Origin of the sequence: Acidovorax sp. Root219 (assembly GCF_001428665.1) — a bacterium.
Classification (GTDB): domain Bacteria; phylum Pseudomonadota; class Gammaproteobacteria; order Burkholderiales; family Burkholderiaceae_C; genus Acidovorax.
The window spans coordinates 74151-94848 of record NZ_LMIJ01000002.1; the positions used below are offsets into that span (position 1 = coordinate 74151).

Here is a 20698-nt window from a genome sequence, read left to right on the forward strand (position 1 = left end):
GCTTGCCCTCGGAAGGAACCAGGGCGGTCATTGCCTGGTGCACTTGCACTTGTCGAATGTTGACCGCAGCAAACGCACCTCCATCGCCACAGGGCTGGATATCCGGTGGTATGCCCGCATCTACCGACTTCTGCGGCCCCGCCGCGCCACCCGTGCCCGCCATGCCGCTGCGCCCGCTGACCATCCTGACAACCCTTCTGCACCTGTACATCGGCCTGCGCCTGGTGGGGGCGCTGTCTGCATGGTCGGGTGCCGGGCCTGCGCTGGCGGTTGCTCTGCTGGTCTCCGCCATTGCCTTGCCGATGCCGTTCCAGCACCGCTCCGGCCGCCGTGTTGCCGCGCACCCCGTGTGGACCTGGCTGGGCTTGCTGGCCATGGGCTGGTTCTCGTCGCTCTTCTTGCTGACGCTGTTGCGCGACCTGGTGCTGGCCGGGGCGTGGGCAGGCGGCTGGTTGCCGGAGGGCGGATCGGCACGGGCCGACAGTGCGGCAGCGGTGGTGGTCGTGGCCACGCTGGCATCCCTGCTCGGGTTCTGGAACGCGCGCCGCACGGCTGGTGTGCGGCGCGTGGATGTGCCGTTGGCCGGGCTGCCTGCGGCGTTGCATGGGTTCACCATCGTGCAACTCAGCGACCTGCATGTGGGGCCCACCATCCGGCGCGGCTACATCGCGCGCATCGTGAGCCGCGTGAATGCGCTCAAGGCCGATGCCATTGCCATCACGGGCGACCTGGTGGACGGCAGTGTGGCGGAGCTGCGCGAGCACATTGCGCCGCTGGCCGACCTGCAGGCGCGCCACGGCAGCTTTGTGGTGACGGGCAACCACGAGTACTACGCCGGTGCGGGGCCGTGGATTGCCGAACTGCGCCGGTTGGGCCTGCGCGTGCTGCTCAACGAGCATGCGGTGCTGCGGCAGGCAGCGGGGCAGGGCGATGGCGATGCACTGGTGCTGGGCGGCGTGACCGATTTCACTGCCGAGCACTTCGATGCCAGCCACGCCAGCGATCCGCAGCGTGCGCTGCTGGGCGCCCCACCCGAGGCCCTGACCCGCGTGCTGCTGGCGCACCAGCCGCGCAGTGCGCCGGCCGCTGCGCAGGCGGGGTTCCTGCTGCAGCTGTCGGGCCACACGCACGGCGGGCAGTTCTGGCCGTGGAATCTGTTCGTGCCGCTGCAGAACCCCTTCGTGGCAGGGCTGCACCGGCTGCAGACGATGTGGGTTTATGTGAGCCGCGGCACGGGCTACTGGGGGCCGCCGATGCGGCTGGGGGCACCGTCTGAAATCACCCTGATCAGGCTGGTGCTGGCGTGAAGCGAAGCACCCCCTGAGTCGCTTCGCGCCTTCACCCCTCTCTCGCATTGCTGCGCAATGCGGGAGGGGGACGCCCCCAGTGCACGCAAGCGCAGCGCCGCCTGCGCGGCTTGGCGGCCCTTGCACGGGGGCACTGGCCTTGGCCGCGCCAGTTCATGCATCGCAGGGTGGCTGTTGCAGGCAGAGCAAGACAAAACCTGCTTCATTCGGAATGCCCATCAACGCGATTGGCGGCCGAGCCCACCCACCTCAGGCGGCGGGTCCCACGCCCGGATCCAGCCCATCAGGTCCTGCAGCGGCATGGGCCTGGCAATGCCATAGCCCTGCAGGCCATCGCACCCCAGGTCGCGCAGGGCCTGGGCGTGCGCCAGGGTTTCCACGCCTTCGGCGATGACGCTTCGGTTGAAGGCGTGGGCCAGGCTGACGATGCCGCGCACCAGGGTGCGGTCGCGCTCGTTGTCCAGCATGTCCCGCACGAAGGACTGGTCGATCTTCACGGTGTGTGCGGGCAGGCGCTGCAGGTAGGTGAGCGAGGAATAGCCGGTGCCGAAATCATCGATGGAGCACCGGATGCCCAGCTCGCTCAGGCCTTGCATGACATAGGCCACGGCAGACAGGTCGTTGAAGGTTTCGGTTTCCAGCAGTTCGACCTCCAGAAACTGCGAGGGCAGGGCGGGGTATTGCCTGAGCAGTTGGGCGGCTTGCAGCTGAAAGCGGCTGTCGATGAGGGTGGATACGGTGATGTTGATGCTCAGCGGCAGCGGGTTGCCCTGGGATGCCAGGGTGTGCCCGGCCTGGAAGGCGGCGTCCAGCACCCAGTAGTCCAGCCTGTTGGCCACCGGGGTGCCCACGATGTCTTCCAGGAAAGCGCCCGGCGCCAACAGCCCCCGTTCAGGGTGGTGCCACCGGATCAGGCACTCTGCACCGATGACCTGGCCGTCGGAGATGCGGACCTTGGGCTGAAAGAACAGCTCCATTTCGCCTTGCAGCAATGCGTCTTCGACCAGCTTGGCGGTGTGCCTGCGCGCCTGCACCCTTTGGCCTTGCTGCACGTCGAACACCACGATGCGGTCTTTGCCCTGTTCCTTGGCGGCGTACAGGGCCAGGTCCGCGTGGCGCAGCAGGCCGTCGGCGTCGGCCATGTCGTCGGGGTAGAAGGTGACCCCTGCGCTGCAGGTCAGGCGCAGGGCGATGCCATCGAGCGTTGCGGTCTGCGCAAGTGCCAGGCGCAAGTTTTCCAGTTGCTGCAGTGCGGCATCGGCGTGCGGGCAATTTTTCAGCACAACGGCGAATTCGTCGCCCCCAGTGCGCCCGATGAGGTTGTCGGCACCCGCCTCTTTTCGCAGGCGTTGGGCAAAGACCCGAAGAAACCGGTCCGCCACGGGCTGGCCCCACTGGTCGTTGAGGTCCTTGAACTGGTCGATGTCCAGCAGGCACAGGGCCAGCACGCTGTGGGTCTGCGGGCCGTGCTGCAGGCTGGCATTGAGCTCTTTGGTGAAAAGGCGCCGGCTTGAAAGGCCGGTCAGGGCGTCGTAGTTGCCAAACTGCTGCAGCACCTGCTCCAGATGCCGTTGTTCGGTCACGTCCTTGCCGACCGAGACCCACTTGCGCACCACACCATCGGGGTCCCGGATGCCTTCGATGGTGACTTCGGAGACAAAGTCTTCGCCATTTTTGCGGCGCCGGATCAGCTCGCCGTGCCATCTGCCCCCGCGCTCAATGGCGTGCGCCACCCGGCGCAAAAATGCGGCCTGCCCGTCCTCGTCGATGCGCAGAACGGCCGATGATTTGCCGATCAGCTCTTCGCGCGAATAGCCAAGCACATGGCTGTACGCCGGGTTGACATCCAGCACGGTGCCGTCTGGCTGCACGATGGCGATGGTGTCCTTGCTGTTGACGAACACGCTGGCGGCCTGGCGCGCTTCGGCGAGCAGGGTCTTCAAGGTCTCGGCCGTCTGGGCCAGGGCATCTTCGCGCTGGCTCAGCTTCTGCGTGTTGTCCAGCAGAAAACCCAGCAGGACGGTGCCGATGGGGTAGGTCACCAGCACGGCCAGCCACGACCGTGCGGTGACCGCCCGTGCGATGTCTGGCGGCAAGGTCTGTATGGCCAGCATGCCGCCTGCCGCCAGGCTGAAGCCAAGCCCCACCAGCCACAGCCCATCGGACAAGGTGCTGCCAAGGCGCAGGGTGGAAAAGAACGGCCTGTGGCGTTGCCAGAGCCAGCCGATGGCGGTGGTCAGCGCAATGCCGACCATGGCGGGGCCACTGCCGATGCCGCCCAGGCTGAGCCGGTAGGCGCCCAGCACCGCCGCGCACAGCAAGGCGCTCAAGGGCGACAGGTAGGCCCCGGCAAGGCCGGTCATCACCAGCCGGGTGTCGACGATCACGCCCTCTGCCAGCCGAAGGGGCACCAGCATGGTCAGGATGCCGGTGACGCCGAACATGAGCCCCGTGACCCAGGGCAGCCATCTGCGCCGCTTGTGCACCACGGCCGGGTCGGGGTGGCGCTGGCCGCTGATGACGATGCTGTACAGCGCCGCCAGAAACGACAGCAGCCCGGCATTGATTCCCATGTCCTGAATCAAAGACGTTGTGTCGATGTTCATGGCGCCTTCTGGAGCGGTTGTCCAGACATCATAGGCAAAGACGCGGCGGATGGGGTGTTATCTCGCAGCCCCTCGCACCCAGGCGGGGGCCGTGGGGCGGTACCCGGCATGCGGGCGCTGAGGTGGGGTGCCCGGCATGCGCCGGCCCACCCCGGGGGGCAGGCTCAGGTGGCGGCCAGGAAGAAATCCATGGGAATCAGCTCGACGCCCCAGCCGCCGGCCTCGCCCAAGGTGGCCGCCGGATGCATCGCCGCCAGACGCACTGCCTCTTCGCGGCTGTCCGCCTCGATGATGAAGAGCCCGCCCACCATCTCCTTGGACTCGGTAAAGGGCCCGTCGCTGATCTGCGCCTTGCCGCCGCGCGGGCGCAGGCTGACCCAGTGTTCGGTGTCGCCCAGCGACGCGGACACCAGCACCTTGCCCGTGGCACGCATCTTCTCGTCCAGGGCGGGGCACTGGCTCACCAGGGCCTGCACGTCGGCGGGCGCCATGGCGGCGAATTTCTCGGGGGTGAAGTAGGCAAGGCCGAGGTATTTCATGGCGGAATCCTTTGGGGGGTTGATTGCTCCATTCTTCACGACGAAGCAGATCACCGGAAATCGACAAGATCCGAAAACAATCTCCTGAATAAGGTCGTCGCTATTGCGTGTGCCACACCACGGTTTCAGAGCAAACCAAGGGCCTTGGCGTTGATGGCGAGATCGATGGCCGCCCCCTGGTCGTCGCCATCGCCCATGAACCAAGCTGCGGACAGTCCCGTCCAGGCGACGATCCAGCGAACAAGGCGCTCGGGCTCCAGGCCCGTGGCGGAAAGAACGGTGTCCAGCCGGCTCTCCAGACGGCCCGGCAGCGTGGCCAGAGGCCGGGCAGGGTCGCTCAGATCGGGGTTGGTGAAGATGTTGGCATAGTCGAACGCGCGTTCTCCCACAAGGCCGTGCGGGTCGATGGCCAGCCACCCGCGTGTGCCAAAGTCAAGCACGTTCTCGTGGTGCAGATCGCCGTGCAGCGGCACCGCCTCGCGCGGGTCAGCCAGCAGTTGGCGCGCGATGTCCGAGGCAGCGACCAGTGCCGCATGCGTGTGTGATGGCCCAATGAGTGGCTGGAACCAGATGCCCAGCGGATGCAGTTCGGGTAGGGGTTTGCTTCGCGGAGCATGCAGCCGGGCAGCCGTTGCGCAAAGAATGCGGCAGGCGTCGTCGTCTTTGCCAGACCACGCCATCTGCGCGAGATTTTGGCTCCCTGCCGCCCGCTTCGGCGGATGCGAAGACCTGGGCGGCACCTTGGCCCTCCCACCACGCAAGCAGGCGGTAGCCAGCCTGTTCGTCAGGGATGCGGGCGACTTTCAGCATGGCGGGCAGATGGCCGTGCCGTACGGGCAGCACCCAGCTGGACCGGGTCGTCAACAGTTTGCCATCGGGCAGCAGGGCCCAGCGTTCGAGCCATGCGGTGACATCCGGGGGGAGTGGAAAAGGCGAGGTCATGGATGTTGTGTCCAGCACAGATGGCGTCGTGGGTTGCCGGTCTCCACGGTTTGATTACTGACGCAGATTTTGCCGCGCCCTCGCGGGGATTATTCCGCATCGGCTTGAATAATATGGCGACTGGCGTCGTAACGCGTGTGTGCAATCACCCATATGGGCGAGTCTGATGTTCACCACCTCACACTTCGAAACAAAGGCGCTGGGCAATGCGCCGCATGTGTGACGCTGCGCACAGCGCCACCCTGCACAATTTAGAACAATCACTGCTAGACACGCAACCCGTTACGCCCTTCGCGTTTTGTGGCATTACTATTTTTTTTCATCCTGTGCAGATGATTGATGCTGGTAATGGTGCAGGCACGGTATTTTCTGAAAAGGATCTGGACAATGACCTATCGGCTTTCCCATATCGCGTTGGCAGCGCTGACGACCTTCGGCACCTGCACTGCCATGGCCCAGGTGACGGCGGTTGCCGCCATGGAGGGCGACCTGCAAAGCAGCCGCGTGGCGGTGAACGTGCGCGGCGTGCCGACCGGTGCAGAGGGCTACAAGCTGTGGCTCGCCGTTTTGCACAACAGCCAGTTGTACTTTCATGGCGAGGCGGGCTTTGTCCTTTTTCAATGCCCAGGGTTTTGCGACGCGCCGGCCTACCAAGCCGTGGTGGCCGATCCGCAGCTTGTCGCGGTGCGCAACCTGGACGCGCGTGGCCTGATCGGGGCCAAGGTCTATCTAGGCTGGGGACGCTCGTTTGCAGAAATGGTGGACAGCGGGCAGATCCGCGAAGTCCTCACCGTAGCCGCCCCATCGACCGACCCTTTGTCATTGGCCTACAGCGGCATTTACAACTGCCGAGCTACCTACGCCAACACCTATTTGTCTTATGGTCAAGACATAAAGGGCCCGGACTGGAGTGCCAAGATCGACGTCATGCCGACTGGGGCCGCGATTGATGTGAGCGGGGCGAAAGATCGGTCTGGTTTGAGCTTTGGGGCCAGATGGTGGATTGCGGGGCCCAAGACACCTCTCTTCACGCTCCCTCCCGGTCGCGCTGATCGCCCAGACACTCCTGCTGGAGCCTCGCGATACGATTACCAAGAAGGCGATTTTTACGCAGCCGCAGTGTTCGTACCCGCGGGTGGCCCTGATGCCCCTGGATCCTCAGCTCGCATGCTCCTCGGTTTCAGTCGAAATTGGCTCGCCAGCTACAGTGAGTCCTGCGACAAGATCTGATCTGTCGCGAACCCGGGTTGCACCCGGCAGGGACAGGCATCTCACCCCAGGAAGAAATCCATCGGAACCAACTCCACGCGGGGGGCGCTTCAAGGTGTGGCAGATGGCCGGCATGCGGTACGCGACCAGCATGCCGCTGAAGTTGCGCGGCCCGATGCAATCCAGGCCGCTGGCCCGTGACCGACCCCGAGAGGTCGGCCACGGTCTGTGCTGCTCCGGGCTCGCAAGTACGCCGCGTGAGCGCTATCGGAGGTAGCCCGGGCCAGTTGGTGGGCGTGCACCGTGCGCAGGCTGGCCCTGGCTACACCTTACGGCAGGACGGACCAACCGCGCCATGCGCCCAGCGCCCTGGCGATGCTGCGCGCAATCAAAAAGTGCTTGGTTTCTGTGGGGTGCAGGCCGTCGAGCGTGTCGCCAGGGACCATCGTGACCGGGTCAATGGCGTTTGGCCCGTGGTAGTAGATGAGTTGGGCTGCACCGGGGTAGTGGGCATTGATCTGCGCCACGACGGATTCCCGGACCTGTTGCAGGCGGCCGACCGAGTCTCGGTAGGCGAGGGCTGCCGCCTGCTCATCAGGGCTATCATTCCATTTGGGATAGTCAGTCACGACGACGAGAGGGGCCTGCACCACGGCGATCTTTCGGCCCGCGGCCGCAGCGTGCCAGCCGTACACGGTCATCAGGTACGCCACGGGGGATTGTGAGATATCGGGGTTGGTACCCTGGATGAACGGGTCCACGTCGCCACCGCCCAGATGAAGCACGATGGTGTCTGCCTGGATCATGTCCGTGTGCTGGGACATGGTGAGCCCGCCCAGCCAGTTGGGAGCGCCGTCGTTGAACTGGCCGTTGTAGGCGTAGCCCATGCTCTGGCTACCTAGCTGCTGGGCGTCGTAGGTAACGGCGGGCAGCTTGGCGCAGACGTTGGCTGCAAGGTTGACGGCAGGGATGGGAGGGTAGTGTCCAATCGAGTCGGTGTAGAAGGCGAGCTTGTTAGCGATGATGGGCATGGAGTTTCCTTCGGTTGATTGGGAGGGCGCGCGGGGCCTCCCGGGATGCATTGCACGCACATGGCCTTCGCGTTCTGCATGAGACGCGCGAGCCACATCCCCATCGTTCAAGATGGTTCCTGCGCCGCTGCTTGCGGCGGTTGGTGTGGTGGTGGGTCAGGTCCGCCGCTGCACGGCGAACAACAGAACCCAGGGCTTCTGGCGCGCGATGCCTTCGCTCTGCGCGCCCGCCTGGCTGGTGTTTTCAGGCGCCTGGCGCACGCGGTGACCACCGCCAGGGGTGGTGCGGCCGACCATGGGGCACCGCTTCACGAAGTCAACCATGGGGCTGCTGCACGCGGATGCTGTGTTTGCCCAGGTCGGCGCGGTGGCCGAACGGATGCGTGCCGCCGAGCCCTGGGGCCAGGCCGCATGCATGGGCGACCGGGGCGCTGGCCTTGGCCAGCAGGAACAGGGTAGGGGTGCGGTGGAAGACCACGAAGCCGTTGGCGCCGACGCGGACCATCTCGTGGCCGCGCCGCGCGCAGGCGCTGCTTGGCACCGCATGCGCGTTGTCGAAATGGACGCTGATGGGGTGCCGGGCTATGGCGTCCGCCTGTTCGGCGTTAGGGACTTCGGTCCAACAGGTGTGGATGGACCTGCTGCCCGAACAGTTGGTGGATCCAACTGTGAATTTCGCCACCTCGACGTCCGCCGCCAGGGCGGGGCGGGTCGGGCGAGCGGTCTCGGTACAGGAAATCGATGTTGGCATTTTTTCACTCCACTACCGTGTTGGCATTGGAGTGAATTAAAGCATGCTTGCTTTTGTAGTCAAGTATTCTTGATGAATCGGTCAGCTTTCGATGAGGGCATCTGGCGGCACACCGCCACCGACCCGATGGATGTCCTCGATCTCGTCGCGCTGGATGGTTGCGGGCTCGTACCCATCGTTGATGCTGACCAGTTGAATTTCGTCGTCGTGGATGCGGTTGAGCTGCTTGAGCAGCTTGCGGCCGTCCTTGAGCTTTACCACCACGTCGTTGCCTGGCTGCGCCTCGATGGAGGGCGTGACCACGATGAACTCGCGCGCCCGGTAGCGTGGGTGCATTGATTCGCCCTTGACCCGCAATGCGTAGGCCTTCGGGTCTTTGGTCCAGTACTGGACAAAGCCCTCTCCATGCCCCACGGGGTATTGCATTTCCTCCAAAAAGCCATCCGTGCCGCCCTTGACGTGCCCCACGACGGGGATGAGGCGGGATGTCCCCAGGGACGGGGCGGCGGCCACGTTGGACATGTTCATCTGGCCCTGACCGGTGGCCAGCCAGTCTGAACTGACACCAAGAATGCGCGCGGCCTTCGAATTGTTCTCGGCGCTGAGCGACCGTGTAGCGCCCTTCAAGACTTCGCCGATGGCCTGGGCAGAAACCCCCAATTCGCGTGCCAACTGGGGGCGCGAGAGCTTGGATTGATCAAGGGCGAGTTGGAAGCGTTCGGCGTAGGTCATCAAGCAAGCTTACAAGAATGCTTGTCAAGATTGACGGACATAGTTTATAAAGCATGCTTTATTTTTCATGCTTGGCACAACAATCCTCCAGCACTCGGGGCGCTGCAGAGGTCGCCCACCCGGCAGCCGCGGAGCACTCCAAGGTCGCATATGGCGGGAAAAGCCAGGGAGAGGGTCTTCCGTCGCCGCAGCCAACGCCGGGCATCCCGCCAGCCCGACCGGCGATCCCGGTGCAAAGCCCAGGGTGGAGCTCAGGCCCAGCACCGAGATGGGGTTCATGTCGTATGTCGATGACTGCATGAAGCTCTGAGTTAAGGCGATGTCCTGAAGAAGGTGGTCGACACCGGTGCTTTGCGGCCGCGGGTTAAAATCCGCTCCATCGCTCCGGGGTGCACGCAAGTGCTGAGATCCACACCCGAGAACTTGAACCGGGTAATTCCGGCGGAAGAAGAGCTTTCACCCCTCCCGATGCGGGCGCACTTTGCTGCGCTGTGCCGTCGATGTGCAGGGTGACCTCGGAGCATCCTGTCAAAGACAACACAAGGACGCTCGCTCATGCACAAGGTCACTCCACTGGTGGCAGACCTGCTCGACTTCATCCCGATGGATGGCTGCACGGACGAGCAGTTCGACCAGATGGCGCTGCGACTGTTCGCGCACCAGTTTGCCGCCAACCAGCCGTTCCAGAGTTTTTGCCGGCTGCGCGGCGTCAACGCCCGCAGCGTGAAGTCGTGGGCGGACATTCCTGCCGTGCCCATCGATGCCTTCAAGGCCATGCCGCTGCGCTGCGAGGCACCGGCCGATACCGACCGCATCTTCATGACCAGCGGCACCACGCGCGGCGGCAGCACGCGCGGGCAGCACTTTCACCCGCTGCTCGATGTGTACGACCTGTCGATGACCCGCAACTTCGCGCAGCGCTTTATGCGCGGCACGGAGCGCATGCCGATGGGCATCTTGTTCCCGGACGAGGTGGCGATGCCCAACTCGTCGCTGGCGCACTACCTGGACCTGGCCAAGTCGGCTTTCGGCAGCAATGGTGCCAGCCATACCTTCGTCACGCCGCAGGGCATGGACCTCGATGGGCTCTGGGCGGCACTGGCCGCTGCCGAGCGCAGCGGGGAGCCCTATGCGCTGCTGGGCGCGAGCTTCAGCTTCGTGCATGTGATCGATGCGCTGCGCCAGCAGGGCCGCACCTTCAAGCTGCCGCCCGGCAGCCGCATCCTGGACACCGGCGGCTACAAGGGGCAGTCGCGCGAGCTGCCGCTCGAAGCCTTCTACAGCGAGCTGTCGCAGGCGCTCGGCGTGCCGCGCACGCAGTGCATCAACATGTATGGCATGACGGAGCTGAGCACCCAGTTCTATGACGATGGCAATGCATCGGTGCCGTCGGTCAAGTCGGGGCCGCACTGGATACGCTCGCGCCTGGTTGACCCGGTCACGGGGCGCACGGTGCCTGCAGGCGAGCGCGGCATCCTGGTGCACTGCGACTTGGCCAACTTCAATTCGGTCACCACCATCCTCACGGAAGACGTGGGCCTGAATGCCGAGGGCGGCTTTCTGCTGCTGGGCCGTGCCGAGGGCGTGGAGGCCAAGGGCTGCTCGCTGGCGGTCGAGGAGTTTGTGCGGGCCACGGCCGCATGACCAAGGTGCCCCACCGCATCCAGGCAGGCTACCTGCCGGGGCTGCACGCGGCCGAGGTCGACTGGCAGGTGCTGCCCTTTGCGCAGGGCGACCAGGTTCTGGAGGTCGCGGTGCCGGTGCTGTCGGCCGCGCAGATGGATGCGCTGGCGGCGCGTGTGCGGCAGGCCAGCGCCCGGCACCTGAAAACCATGGCGGTGTCGGACATCATCGCTGTGGTGGACCAGGCCATCGCCCGCCTGCTGGACCGCAGCGACCCGTACCGCCAGCAGGCCGAGGCGTATCTGCCCGTGGTCAGCGGCTACGACAGCGACATGGTGCGCCTGGGGCTCACGGGCTTTTTCAAGACCTTTCGCGCAGCGCAGCTGCACCGCTTTGTGGCAGAAGACTTTGCCAACCCCAAGGTGCTCGACGGTTTTCAGCCCACGCCCAAGGGCGGCGCGGTGCGCGCCTTCGGCCCCGACCTGCTGGTGCACAACTGGGCCGGCAACGTGCCCGCGCTGGCGCTGTGGAGCATGGTCTGCGGCCTGCTGGTCAAGGCCGGCAACATCGGCAAGCTGCCCAGTGCCGAACCCCTGTTCGCCGGCTGGTTCGCGCGCCTGCTGGCCGAGGTGCACCCGCCCATCGCCGATTGCTTTGCCGTCGTCTGGTGGCGCGGCGCGGGCGATGAAGGGGCATCGGCCCTCTATGCCCAGGCCGACACGGTGCTGGCCTATGGCGGCAATGAGGCGCTGGACGCGATCCGGCGGCGCCTGCCGGTGACCACGCGCTTCCTGCCCCATGGGCACAAGCTGGGCTTTGGCGTGGTCAGCGCCACGGCGCTCGATACGCTGAAGGCTCCCGCCCTGGCGCGGCTGGCCGCATGGGATGTGATGCGCTACGACCAGCAGGGCTGCTATTCGCCGCATGTCTTCTATGTACAGCGGGGCGGGGCGGTTTCGCCGCGCGCCTTTGCCGGCTACCTGGCCGGCGAGCTGGCCAACCTGCACCGGCGCTTTCCGCGCCGGCCGCTGGCGGTCGAGGATTCCGCTGCGGTGGCCAAATGGCAGCAGGGCGTGGAGTGGAAAGCACTGTCTGCCGGGGCCGAAGGGCCCGCAGACCAACTGATCTGTGCCTCTTCTGCCGCCTGGAGCGTGGCCTACAGCGACACGCTGCAGCCTCTGGCCCCCACCGCGATGCAGCGCACCATCCAGGTGGTGGGCGTGGATGCGCTGGACGATGTGGTGCCCCTGGTGGCGCCGCACAGCCGCTTTCTGCAGACCGCCGGCATCGCCGCTGCGCCGGCCGAGCTGTTCCGCCTGGCCGGGCTGCTGGGCGCGGTGGGGGTCACGCGCATCAGTGCCATTGGCTCGATGAGCGCGCCCGAGGCCGGCTGGCACCACGATGGCCGTTTCAACCTGCTCGACCTGGTGCGCATGACCGAGATCGAGCAGTCCGCCGAGTTGGCGGCCGAACCGCTGGCACCCTATGCGGATTGAGTGCACCCCATGAGTTTTCTTGCCATTGAGCAGGTGGTCTTCACCTACCCGGGCCGCCCGCCCGTGGTGGATGGCATCGATTGGCGCATGCCGGCCGGTGAGATCCACTGCCTGGTGGGCCGCAGCGGCTGTGGCAAGACCACGCTGCTGCAGCTGGCTGCCGGCCTGCTGCGGCCGCAGTCGGGCCGCGTGCTGCTGCGCGGCCAGGAGCTGCTGGCGCCCGGGCCGCAACTGGGCTTCATGTTCCAGGCGCCGACCCTGCTCGACTGGCAGCGTGTCATCGACAACGTGCTGCTGCCCGTGTCGCTGCAGCGCCGCCCGGGGGCGGGCGATGTGGAGCGGGCGCGGGCGCTGCTGGACCAGCTGGGCCTGGCCGCGCATGCGCAGCACTACCCGCGGCATTTGTCTGGCGGGCAGCAAAGCCGCGTGGCACTGGCGCGCGCGCTGGTGCTCGAGCCCGCGCTGCTGCTGCTCGACGAGCCGTTTGCCGCGCTCGACGCCATCACCCGCGCCGAGCTGCAGGACGACCTGCTGCACACCTGCCGCCAGCGCGGCACCACGGTGCTGTTCGTCACGCACGACATCAACGAGGCGGTGTACCTGGGCGACCGCATCGCCGTGATGCATGCCGGCCGCATCGTGGACGACATCCGCATCGACCTGCCCGGCCCGCACGTGCAGGCCATGCGCGACGAGGCGCCGTTCAACCGCTACTGCGCGCAGGTGCGCAAGAGCATGGATGGGGTGGCCGCATGAAGCTGACAGTGTTGCAAGCCCGGCTCCTCTCCGCTGCGCTGCTGCTGGTGCTGCTGGCGGCGTGGGAGTTGGCCGTGCGCCGCTCCGGGCTGTCGGCGCTGGTGCTGCCCGCGCCTTCGTCCGTGGCCGCCGCGCTGTGGAACGGTGTGGCTACCGGCTATTTCTGGCCCCACATCCGGGCCACGGTGTCGGCGCTTGTGCTGGGGCTGGTGGGTGGCGGTGTGGCAGGCCTGCTGATGGGCATGGCCCTGGCCGAATCGGCCCTGCTGGAGCGCGTATTCAGGCCCTACGTGGTGGTGAGCCAGGTGGTGCCCAAGCTGGCGCTGGCGCCGCTGTTCGTGCTGTGGTTCGGCTTTGGCATCGCCCCCACGGCGCTGATCACGGGGCTGATCTGCTTTTTTCCGCTGATGGAGAACACGCTGACGGGCCTGAAGCACGTAGACCCGCAGCGGCTGCAGCTCTTTCGCATGCTGGGCGCCACACGCTGGCAGACGCTGCTGCGCCTCAAGCTGCCCGTGGGGCTGCCCTCCATTCTGGCGGGCCTGCGCATGGCCGTGGTGCTGGCGCTGGTCGGCGCCGTCGTTGGCGAGTTCATCGGTGCCAGCCAGGGCCTGGGCGCCGTGGTCATTGCCTCGCAGGGAATGATGGACACCGCCCTGATGTTCGCCGCACTCTTTCTCATCGCCCTCATCGGGCTGGTGCTCTACCAGGCCACGCTGCTGCTGGAGCGCCGGCTTTTGACCCCCTACCTCGACAACCCTTGATTGCCATGAACACCACCACCTACTCCCTGCCCATCTCCCGCCGCACCGTGCTCGGCGCCTCTGCGGGCCTGGCCGCCTTGCCGTTCGCGGGCTTGGCCACCGCGCAGTCCAAGGGCAAGATCACCGTCGGGGGCTGGAGCAAGCCCATCAGCGAAATCACCAACCTGCTCGCCGAGCCCGACAAGGGCTTCTTCAAGGCCCAGGGCGTCGAGCTGGGCTACGCGCCCGGGGCGGGCGGGGGCGATGCCATCCGCAACATGCTTAGCGGCCAGGCCGACGTGGCTTTCACCGACCCCGGCTCTTTCTTCACGGCGCTGGACAAGGGTGAAAAGCTCACGGCCATCTACGACATCTACCCGCAGAACGTGTTCAACGTGGTCTCGCTCAAGTCCGCCAACATCCACAAGCCGGCGGACCTCAAGGGCAAGAAGATCGGCGTGTACAGCCTGGCCAGCGGCACGCGCCAGAACCTCTTGGTGATGCTGCACCAGGCGGGGCTCAGGGAGTCGGACGTGACCATCGTCGTCACCGGCCTGCTCAACTTCGCGCCGCTGCTGCAGGGCCAGGTGGATGCCACGGCCGCCACCGACACCGGCCTGGTGGTGGGGCAGCGCAAGGGCATCGGCGAGGTCAACGTGATGCAGGTGCGCGATTACCTGAACGTATCGAGCGACCTCTTCGTGGTGCGCGACGAGACCTTGCCGCAAAAGAAGGAGCTGCTGCGCGCCTTCCTCAAGGGCTACCGCGACAGCGCGGCGTGGATGATCGCCAACCCCGAAGAGGCCGCGACCCTGGCCGTCAAGTACGCCATCGACGGCACGCAGCGCGACATCAACCTGGAGGTGATCCGCCTGCGCAATGCCTCGTCGCTGCCGTCCGCAGCCGGCGCCAGGCTGGGCGCCTTCAACCTCGACTCCCTGCAGAAGGGCGCCGACGCCTACCGCGCGCTGGGCCTGGTGCAGCGCCAGATCAAGGTGGCGGACGTGGTGGACACCAGCCTGCTGCCGGTGGCGTGAAGACTTCAAGGGAGAACAGGCCATGAAGTTCCAGGGCAAGGTGGTGCTGGTCACCGGGGCCAGCCGCGGCATCGGTGCGGCGATTGCGACAGCGTTTGCGCGGGAGGGCGCGACGGTGGCCATCAACCACCTGAGCAACGACGCAGCGGCCGCTGAGGTTGTCGCGGCCTGCCGGGCCGCCGGTGGCGATGCCTGGGCCGCCAAGGCCGATGTGGGGTCAGCGCCAGCGGTGCAGGCCATGGTCGACGCGGTGGTGCGCGAGCTCGGCCCCATCGACATCGTGGTGAACAACGCCTTTCGGCCCTACGCCTTCGACCCGCAGCGCCGCACGCTGTTCGACGACCTGGAGTGGAGCGACTACCAGACACAGTTCGACGGTGCGGTGGGCGGTGCCTTCAACGTGTGCCGGGCAGTGCTGCCGCAGATGCGCCAGCGGGCGCAGGGCGCCATCGTGAATATCGTGAGCAACCTGGTGGAGCACCCTGTCGTGGCCTACCACGACTACACCACGGCCAAGGCCTCGCTGGTGGCCTTCAGCCGCAACCTGGCCACCGAGCTGGGGCCCCTGGGCATCCGCGTGAACTGCGTGGCGCCCGGGCTCGTCTACCCCACGCAGGCCAGTGAATCGACGAAGGAGTCGTTTCGCGAATCGTTGATGGCGGCCACGCCGCTGCGGCGCATCGCCCGGCCCGAAGATATCGCCGGGCCCGTGCTCTTCCTGGCCTCGGACTGGAGCGGGTTCATGACCGGGCAGGTGCTGTTTGTCGATGGTGGGTTGGTGATGCGCTGACTGCCTCAGTTGGCTCCTGCCCGGCTCAGCCTCTGCACCTGGTGCAGCGCCGATGCGTAGGGCGGTGGCATGTTCTCCAGGCTGTCCTTGTCCTGCTCCGGTATGACGCGCAGAAGGTCCCCCCGGGCCGAGGCGAACACGAGCACCTTGCCGCGCTCCGTGGGAACCGGCCGCTGGTCGCAGGTGTGGCCTGCTTTCTCGATGTAGGCCAGGGCATTGGCGCGGCCGCCCTTGAAGAACCGAATCGGCTTGAGGAACACGCGCACGGTCTCGTAGCCGTCCTTCTGGGGGCCGGCCTGCCTGCGCACCGCCTGGGCGATGTAGACCGCCTGCGACTGGGCGTAGGCCTGGGCCACCTGCTCGGGCCAGGGCGTAAAGCTCGTGGGGGGCGTGCAGGCGATGGCCTGGGCTGCGCCGGCCAGGAGGGCGAGGGTGAGGCAGGTCTGGATTCTTACCATCCGCACAGTCTAAGGTCCCGCGCCAGAGGCGCGGGGTGGTGCCACCCGCTCACTGCGCGGCGGCGCTCTCTGGCAGCAGCAGGATCTTGCCCACGCTCGCCCCCGTCTCCATGCGCCGGTGCGCTGCCGCCGCATCGGCCAACGGGTAGGTGCTGTCGATCACCGGGCGCAGCGTGCCATCCGCCAGCGCGCCCATCCAGCGCTGCGCGAAGCGCTGCGTCATGGCCTGCTTGACCTCGGGCGGGCGCGACTTCATCACGGTGCCGTAGATCTGCAGGTGGCGGTAGAGCAGCACGTCGATGGGCAGTTGCGCGCCTTCGGTTGCGCCGCCCAGCAGGCCCACCACCGTCATGCGCCCACCCACGGCCAGCGAGCGCACGTTGCGTTCCAGGTAGGGGCCGCCGATGAAGTCGATCACGACGTCCACGCCCTTGCCTTCGGTCTTGTCGGCCACCACGGCCTGGAAGTCCTCGCTGCGGTAGTCGATGAACACATCGGCACCAAAGCCCCGAACGGCATCGCGCTTGTCGGCGCTGGCGGTGGCGAACACGCGCGCCCCGGCGGCATGGGCCAGCTGCACGGCTGCCGAGCCCACGCCGCCTGCGGCTGCGTGGATGAGCACCGACTCGCCGGCCTGCAGCCGCGCCAGGTGGAACATGGCTTCGTGCGCGGTGACGAAGACTTCGGCCACGGCGCCGGCCTGTTGCAGCGACAGGTTCTTCGGCACGTGCATGGCCATGCGGTGGTCGATGCGCGAATACTCCGCGTACGCGCCGCCGCCCACGATGCCCATCACCCGGTCGCCCACGGCAAAGCCCTGCACCTCGGGGCCCACCTCGGCCACGGTGCCAGCGACCTCCAGGCCCATCAGGTCCGAGTCGCCGAAGTACGCGCGGCCGTAGGCGCCCTTGCGGTGCGACAGGTCGGCGCGGTTCACGCCGATGGCGGCGTTGCGTACCAGCAGGTCGTGCGGGCGCACTTCGGGGCGGGCAACTTCGCGGGCCACGAGGACTTCGGGGCCGCCGAACTCGTCGAAGACGATGGCTTGCATGGTGGGTTTCCTTTGGTCTGATCCAGTGATGGTGCACAGCTTAGGTCGAAAAGGTGCTTGTGAAATGCAGCGTTTTTGCTGCCAACTGATGCAAAATTGCATCACATGAACTGGGACGACACACGCATCTTTCTGGCCCTGACCCGCGCACCCTCGCTGCGTGCTGCCGCGCGCAGCCTGGGCGTGGACCAGGCCACGGTGGGCCGGCGCCTGCAGGCGCTGGAGGCCGAGCTGGGTGCCACCCTGTTCCTGCGTGCCAAGGGCGGCTATCTGCTCACCGCTGCGGGCGAGGCGGCGCTGGGCGCGGCCCGGCGCATGGAGGCGGCGGCGACGGACCTGCGCACCCGCATCGAGGGGCAGGACGAGAGCCACGCCGGGCTGGTGCGGGTGACGAGTTCCGACACCATCGCCATCGAATTTTTGCTGCCCGCCGTCGAGCGACTGCAGCAGCGCTGGCCGGGCATCCGCGTGGATTTGGAGGTGTCCACCCAGGTGCTCAGCCTGAGCCGCCGGCAGGCCGACATTGCTTTTCGCAACGTGCGCCCCGATTCACCCGACCTGGTGGTGCGCCGCGTGGCCTCGTGGCCGGTGGGGCTGTTTGCCAGCGCGGCGTATCTGGAGCGCTTTGGCATGCCCGTGCCTGACGACGAACTGCGCGGCCACCACCTGGTGGCCTACGGCCCCACCCTGGAGCAACGGCTTTTTCCCACGGCGGCCGAGGTGCCGGCCCGCCAGGCCCGCATCGCCATGGCGGTCAACTCCGGCCTGTTGGTGCGCAAGGCGGTGGCCGCCGGCATCGGCCTGGGCGAGATGCCGGTCCATCTGGGCGAGCGTGAAGGCCTGGTACGTATCTGGCCCGAGCGGCGGCGCGCCAACGACCATGAAGTCTGGCTGGTGATGCACCCCGACCTGCAGCGCACGGCGCGGGTGCGGGCGACGGCAGAGTTCTTGTCGGAGGCGCTGGGGCAGAGCCTGTCTGAAAGGGAGTGAAGGAGAGGCGCGGGGCTGGCTCCCCGGGCTGCTATGCGGACACCAGATTCAAGCGGTAGCGTGCGGTGGCCAGCGACATTTTCAGTGCAGCAGCCCGGTGGCTATCGGGCGCACCACCCTGGGCCAGCCGGGTGGCCTCTGTCTGCCATTCCTCCAGAGCCTTGGCCCAGGTGGCAAGGGCGGTGTTTCGCGGCAGGGAGGGGGAGGGGACCATGGTCCATAGTGTCAGAGTAGGCCCGGGGGTGATCTAGCCCATTTGGGTGACTGCAGTTGAAGCCGCAGTATGCGATGCCGTACGAGACCGGCCAAACGGTCATTTTTTCGTACCTGTGGTCGGCGGGATGTGCTTTGGCCTCAAGGCTGCATTCGCAATCACCGCATCCCATGGCGCGGGCGACGGAAACAGCTCCTCCAGAAACGCTATGAACGCCTTGACGCTCGGACTCGCGCGCCGGCTTTCGGGCCAGACGGCGGTGATGGTCGGCATGTGGGCCGCAAACTCGGTCAGCACCGGCACCAGCAGGCCGCGCTCGACATACGGCGCGGCGATGAACGATGCCGACATGCCGATGCCGCCACCGGCGGCGATGACCTCCACCACCGCGTCGCTCACGTCCACCACGATGGCTGCATCGGGCGTGAACTCCACCGTGCGGCTGCCGGCCTTGAACACCCAGCGCATCAGCTGGCCCGATGCCTGGTAGCGAAAGTTCACGCAATCGTGGTGTTGGAGGTCCTCGGGCCGTTGGGGCGTGCCCCGCGCTGCCAGGTAGGTGGGTGAGGCGAAGGCGCTGACTTTGGCCGAGGTGAGGCCGCGCGATAGCAGGTTGGAGTCGGGCAGATCGCCGATGCGGATGGCTACGTCGATGCCTTCCTCCACCAGGTTCACGAAGCGGTCGCCCAGCCGCAGGTCCACCTGCACCTGGGGGTAGCGGCGGCGAAACTCGGGCAGGGCGGGCGCGAGCAGGCGCGTGCCGATGGGCAGCGGCGCCGCCACCTTGATGGTGCCGGACGGCTCGGCCCGCACGGCGGCGGCCGACTGCACCACATCCTCGGCCGCGCGCAGCAGGTGCAGGGCGCGCTCGTGCAGCTCGCGGCCCTCTGGCGTGAGCACCAGGGATCGGGTGGTGCGCGTGAACAGGCGCAGGCCCAACTGCTGCTCCAGCCGCTGGATGGTCTTGCTCACGGCCGATGGCGACACCGACAGCGAGCGCGCCGCCGCGGTGAAGCTGCCGTGCGACGCCGCGCGGGCAAACGCGACGATGCCGGTCAGGCGCTCCAGGCTGATTGATTCCGTCATGGCATGAAACAAGTGAGTTGTGGAGGGATTATCAAACAGACGGTGAAGATCGACACTGCGGTTTTGACGAATCCCAGGAGATCACGATGACGACCGCTACGACAACCACGACGACGATGATGAAAGCCATCCGCCTGCACGCCTTCGGCGGCCCCGAGGTGCTGCGCTACGAGGATGCGCCGGTGCCTGCGCTCAAGCCCGGCGAGGTGCTGGTGCGCGTGCACGCAGTGGGCATCAACCCGCCCGACTGGTACCTGCGCGAGGGCTACCGCATGCTGCCGCCCGCGTGGCAACCGCCGATCGCGATGCCCGCCATCCCGGGATCGGACGTCTCGGGCGTGGTCGAGGCCGTGGCGCCGGGCGTGCAAGGCCTGGCCGTGGGCGACGAGGTGTTCGGCATGGTGCGCTTTCCCAGCTATGGCGACAGCGCGGCCTATGCCGAATACGTGACCGCACCCGCATCGGACCTGGCACACAAGCCAGCCGGCATCAGCCACGTGCAGGCAGCTGCTGCACCCATGGCCTTGCTCACGGCGTGGCAGTTCCTCATCGAGCTGGGCCACGACCACCCGAACCCCTTGCAGCCGCAGATGCACCGCCCGGTGCCCATTGCGGGCAAGACGGTGCTGGTCAACGGCGCGGCGGGCGGGGTGGGGCACTTTGCGGTGCAACTGGCGAAGGTCAAGGGCGCGCACGTGATCGCCGTGGCGTCGGGAGCGCACGAGGCCTTTTTGCAGGGCCTGGGCGCCGACGAATTCATCGACTACACCCAGGGCGCGCCCGAAGCGGTGGCTCGCGGGGTGGACCTGGTGCTCGACACCCTGGGCGGCCCCACCACCGGCCGGTTTCTGCAGGCGCTCAAGCCGGGTGGCGTTCTGTACCCCGTGTTCCCCCTGGGCTACACCGGCGCCGACGAGGCCGCGCAGCGGGGCTTCACGGTGTCGGCAACGCAGGTGAGGTCCAGCGGCGCCCAGCTCGTGCAACTGGCGGGCTTGCTCGGCGCGGGCACGGTGCGCGTGGCCATCGACAGCACCTTTGCGCTGGCCGATGCGCGCAGCGCACACGAGCGGGCGGCGCGCGGGCACATTCGCGGAAAGATCGTGCTCACGGTGAGATAGGGGGGCGGGGCGTGGAGGTAGCAGCGCGGGCGTGCGATACTGCGCACTCGAACACCGCGAGAAACGGCCGTTTGTTGCATTCGCCCGTCCATCTGGACACCGAAACCGCAATTGGCCGCGCACACGCCGCCACCCCCGCACGGGGTGACCCCGGCCAGCGTTTCCCCCGACACCCGTCGGACCCTGCTGCGAGCAGCTGCGCCCCTGGCGCGCCATGCC

The 20698-nt window shown here is 66.9% G+C and carries 20 protein-coding genes, 1 pseudogene and 1 riboswitch; of the genes and pseudogenes, 10 read left to right on the plus strand and 11 right to left on the minus strand.

Annotation, left to right across the window (positions count from 1 at the left end; genetic code table 11):
* Window positions 1-110: 110 nt before the first annotated feature.
* Window positions 111-1307, plus strand: coding sequence for a metallophosphoesterase (locus tag ASE28_RS02670; RefSeq protein WP_369818110.1), 1197 nt, complete (start codon window positions 111-113; stop codon window positions 1305-1307).
* A 218-nt stretch (window positions 1308-1525) separates the two neighbouring features.
* Here the strand turns inward: ASE28_RS02670 and ASE28_RS02675 are convergent, their stop codons facing one another.
* From ASE28_RS02675 to ASE28_RS02685, 3 genes and pseudogenes are all read right to left on the minus strand, one after another.
* Window positions 1526-3913: an EAL domain-containing protein gene (locus ASE28_RS02675; RefSeq protein WP_082607862.1), complete on the minus strand. Its 2388-nt coding sequence runs from the start codon at window positions 3911-3913 to the stop codon at window positions 1526-1528.
* A gap of 164 nt (window positions 3914-4077) precedes the next feature.
* Entirely contained in the window at window positions 4078-4452 is a 375-nt protein-coding gene (locus tag ASE28_RS02680; RefSeq protein ID WP_057206579.1) for a YciI family protein, read from the minus strand.
* Window positions 4453-4577: 125 nt separating this feature from the next.
* Window positions 4578-5394 (minus strand): annotated as a pseudogene (locus ASE28_RS02685) (APH(6)-I family aminoglycoside O-phosphotransferase).
* Window positions 5395-5781: 387 nt separating this feature from the next.
* On the opposite strand from ASE28_RS02685, the gene ASE28_RS02690 reads away from it, so the two are divergent.
* Window positions 5782-6624: a hypothetical protein gene (locus ASE28_RS02690; RefSeq protein WP_157421837.1), complete on the plus strand. Its 843-nt coding sequence runs from the start codon at window positions 5782-5784 to the stop codon at window positions 6622-6624.
* 308 nt (window positions 6625-6932) lie between these two features.
* Here ASE28_RS02690 and ASE28_RS02695 read toward each other — a convergent pair whose 3' ends face one another.
* The 4 genes from ASE28_RS02695 to ASE28_RS02710 form a co-directional block, all read right to left on the minus strand.
* Window positions 6933-7634 carry an SGNH/GDSL hydrolase family protein gene (locus ASE28_RS02695; RefSeq protein ID WP_057264470.1) on the minus strand — a complete coding sequence of 234 codons (702 nt, stop codon included), beginning with the start codon at window positions 7632-7634 and terminating at the stop codon, window positions 6933-6935.
* Window positions 7635-7790: 156 nt separating this feature from the next.
* Window positions 7791-7958: a hypothetical protein gene (locus ASE28_RS31810; RefSeq protein WP_157421838.1), complete on the minus strand. Its 168-nt coding sequence runs from the start codon at window positions 7956-7958 to the stop codon at window positions 7791-7793.
* A complete protein-coding gene (locus ASE28_RS31815; RefSeq protein ID WP_157421839.1) occupies window positions 7951-8385 on the minus strand; it encodes a hypothetical protein in 435 nt (144 codons plus the stop codon). The genes ASE28_RS31810 and ASE28_RS31815 overlap by 8 nt, the downstream gene beginning before the upstream one ends.
* An 81-nt stretch (window positions 8386-8466) precedes the next feature.
* Window positions 8467-9117, minus strand: coding sequence for a S24 family peptidase (locus ASE28_RS02710; protein WP_057264473.1), 651 nt, complete (start codon window positions 9115-9117; stop codon window positions 8467-8469).
* A 375-nt stretch (window positions 9118-9492) separates the two neighbouring features.
* A riboswitch (TPP riboswitch) is annotated at window positions 9493-9584 on the plus strand.
* An 88-nt stretch (window positions 9585-9672) separates the two neighbouring features.
* On the opposite strand from ASE28_RS02710, the gene ASE28_RS02715 reads away from it, so the two are divergent.
* From ASE28_RS02715 to ASE28_RS02740, 6 genes are read left to right on the plus strand one after another with little or no spacing between them, the layout of a single operon-like run.
* Window positions 9673-10761, plus strand: a complete 1089-nt coding sequence (locus ASE28_RS02715) for a long-chain-fatty-acid--CoA ligase (RefSeq protein WP_057264474.1) — start codon at window positions 9673-9675, stop codon at window positions 10759-10761.
* Window positions 10758-12236, plus strand: coding sequence for an acyl-CoA reductase (locus ASE28_RS02720; protein ID WP_057264475.1), 1479 nt, complete (start codon window positions 10758-10760; stop codon window positions 12234-12236). Before ASE28_RS02715 ends, ASE28_RS02720 begins: the two co-directional genes overlap by 4 nt.
* Before the next feature lie 9 nt (window positions 12237-12245).
* Complete coding sequence (locus tag ASE28_RS02725; RefSeq protein WP_057264476.1) at window positions 12246-12992, plus strand: ABC transporter ATP-binding protein; 747 nt, start codon at window positions 12246-12248, stop codon at window positions 12990-12992.
* On the plus strand, window positions 12989-13756 hold the full coding sequence (locus ASE28_RS02730) for an ABC transporter permease (RefSeq protein ID WP_057264477.1): 768 nt from the start codon (window positions 12989-12991) through the stop codon (window positions 13754-13756). The genes ASE28_RS02725 and ASE28_RS02730 overlap by 4 nt, the downstream gene beginning before the upstream one ends.
* 5 nt (window positions 13757-13761) lie before the next feature.
* Window positions 13762-14772, plus strand: a complete 1011-nt coding sequence (locus ASE28_RS02735) for an ABC transporter substrate-binding protein (protein WP_057264550.1) — start codon at window positions 13762-13764, stop codon at window positions 14770-14772.
* A 22-nt stretch (window positions 14773-14794) separates the two neighbouring features.
* Window positions 14795-15562, plus strand: coding sequence for an SDR family oxidoreductase (locus ASE28_RS02740; protein WP_057264479.1), 768 nt, complete (start codon window positions 14795-14797; stop codon window positions 15560-15562).
* A gap of 5 nt (window positions 15563-15567) precedes the next feature.
* On the opposite strand, the gene ASE28_RS02745 is transcribed toward ASE28_RS02740, so the two are convergent.
* Together ASE28_RS02745 and ASE28_RS02750 are read right to left on the minus strand one after the other, a co-directional pair.
* Window positions 15568-16020, minus strand: coding sequence for a hypothetical protein (locus ASE28_RS02745; RefSeq protein ID WP_057264481.1), 453 nt, complete (start codon window positions 16018-16020; stop codon window positions 15568-15570).
* Window positions 16021-16069: 49 nt separating this feature from the next.
* Window positions 16070-17071: an NAD(P)H-quinone oxidoreductase gene (locus ASE28_RS02750; RefSeq protein WP_057264483.1), complete on the minus strand. Its 1002-nt coding sequence runs from the start codon at window positions 17069-17071 to the stop codon at window positions 16070-16072.
* A gap of 105 nt (window positions 17072-17176) precedes the next feature.
* On the opposite strand from ASE28_RS02750, the gene ASE28_RS02755 reads away from it, so the two are divergent.
* The gene (locus tag ASE28_RS02755) at window positions 17177-18061 is read left to right on the plus strand and encodes a LysR family transcriptional regulator (protein WP_057264485.1); all 885 of its coding nucleotides are present in this window, start codon (window positions 17177-17179) and stop codon (window positions 18059-18061) included.
* Window positions 18062-18092: 31 nt separating this feature from the next.
* On the opposite strand, the gene ASE28_RS02760 is transcribed toward ASE28_RS02755, so the two are convergent.
* Together ASE28_RS02760 and ASE28_RS02765 are read right to left on the minus strand one after the other, a co-directional pair.
* Window positions 18093-18275, minus strand: a complete 183-nt coding sequence (locus tag ASE28_RS02760) for a hypothetical protein (RefSeq protein ID WP_057204189.1) — start codon at window positions 18273-18275, stop codon at window positions 18093-18095.
* Between the two features lie 99 nt (window positions 18276-18374).
* Window positions 18375-19361 carry a LysR family transcriptional regulator gene (locus ASE28_RS02765; protein WP_057264487.1) on the minus strand — a complete coding sequence of 329 codons (987 nt, stop codon included), beginning with the start codon at window positions 19359-19361 and terminating at the stop codon, window positions 18375-18377.
* An 86-nt stretch (window positions 19362-19447) separates the two neighbouring features.
* On the opposite strand from ASE28_RS02765, the gene ASE28_RS02770 reads away from it, so the two are divergent.
* Entirely contained in the window at window positions 19448-20479 is a 1032-nt protein-coding gene (locus ASE28_RS02770) for an NADP-dependent oxidoreductase (protein ID WP_057264489.1), read from the plus strand.
* Window positions 20480-20698 lie beyond the last annotated feature (219 nt).

Coding starts and splice junctions, on each gene's coding strand:
- ASE28_RS02670 (WP_369818110.1), top strand. CDS start 111: ATGCCCGCATCTACCGACTTCTGCGGCCCCGCCGCGCCACCCGTGCCC.
- ASE28_RS02675 (WP_082607862.1), bottom strand. CDS start 3,913: ATGAACATCGACACAACGTCTTTGATTCAGGACATGGGAATCAATGCC.
- ASE28_RS02680 (WP_057206579.1), bottom strand. CDS start 4,452: ATGAAATACCTCGGCCTTGCCTACTTCACCCCCGAGAAATTCGCCGCC.
- ASE28_RS02690 (WP_157421837.1), top strand. CDS start 5,782: ATGACCTATCGGCTTTCCCATATCGCGTTGGCAGCGCTGACGACCTTC.
- ASE28_RS02695 (WP_057264470.1), bottom strand. CDS start 7,634: ATGCCCATCATCGCTAACAAGCTCGCCTTCTACACCGACTCGATTGGA.
- ASE28_RS31810 (WP_157421838.1), bottom strand. CDS start 7,958: ATGGTTGACTTCGTGAAGCGGTGCCCCATGGTCGGCCGCACCACCCCT.
- ASE28_RS31815 (WP_157421839.1), bottom strand. CDS start 8,385: ATGCCAACATCGATTTCCTGTACCGAGACCGCTCGCCCGACCCGCCCC.
- ASE28_RS02710 (WP_057264473.1), bottom strand. CDS start 9,117: ATGACCTACGCCGAACGCTTCCAACTCGCCCTTGATCAATCCAAGCTC.
- ASE28_RS02715 (WP_057264474.1), top strand. CDS start 9,673: ATGCACAAGGTCACTCCACTGGTGGCAGACCTGCTCGACTTCATCCCG.
- ASE28_RS02720 (WP_057264475.1), top strand. CDS start 10,758: ATGACCAAGGTGCCCCACCGCATCCAGGCAGGCTACCTGCCGGGGCTG.
- ASE28_RS02725 (WP_057264476.1), top strand. CDS start 12,246: ATGAGTTTTCTTGCCATTGAGCAGGTGGTCTTCACCTACCCGGGCCGC.
- ASE28_RS02730 (WP_057264477.1), top strand. CDS start 12,989: ATGAAGCTGACAGTGTTGCAAGCCCGGCTCCTCTCCGCTGCGCTGCTG.
- ASE28_RS02735 (WP_057264550.1), top strand. CDS start 13,762: ATGAACACCACCACCTACTCCCTGCCCATCTCCCGCCGCACCGTGCTC.
- ASE28_RS02740 (WP_057264479.1), top strand. CDS start 14,795: ATGAAGTTCCAGGGCAAGGTGGTGCTGGTCACCGGGGCCAGCCGCGGC.
- ASE28_RS02745 (WP_057264481.1), bottom strand. CDS start 16,020: ATGGTAAGAATCCAGACCTGCCTCACCCTCGCCCTCCTGGCCGGCGCA.
- ASE28_RS02750 (WP_057264483.1), bottom strand. CDS start 17,071: ATGCAAGCCATCGTCTTCGACGAGTTCGGCGGCCCCGAAGTCCTCGTG.
- ASE28_RS02755 (WP_057264485.1), top strand. CDS start 17,177: ATGAACTGGGACGACACACGCATCTTTCTGGCCCTGACCCGCGCACCC.
- ASE28_RS02760 (WP_057204189.1), bottom strand. CDS start 18,275: ATGGTCCCCTCCCCCTCCCTGCCGCGAAACACCGCCCTTGCCACCTGG.
- ASE28_RS02765 (WP_057264487.1), bottom strand. CDS start 19,361: ATGACGGAATCAATCAGCCTGGAGCGCCTGACCGGCATCGTCGCGTTT.
- ASE28_RS02770 (WP_057264489.1), top strand. CDS start 19,448: ATGACGACCGCTACGACAACCACGACGACGATGATGAAAGCCATCCGC.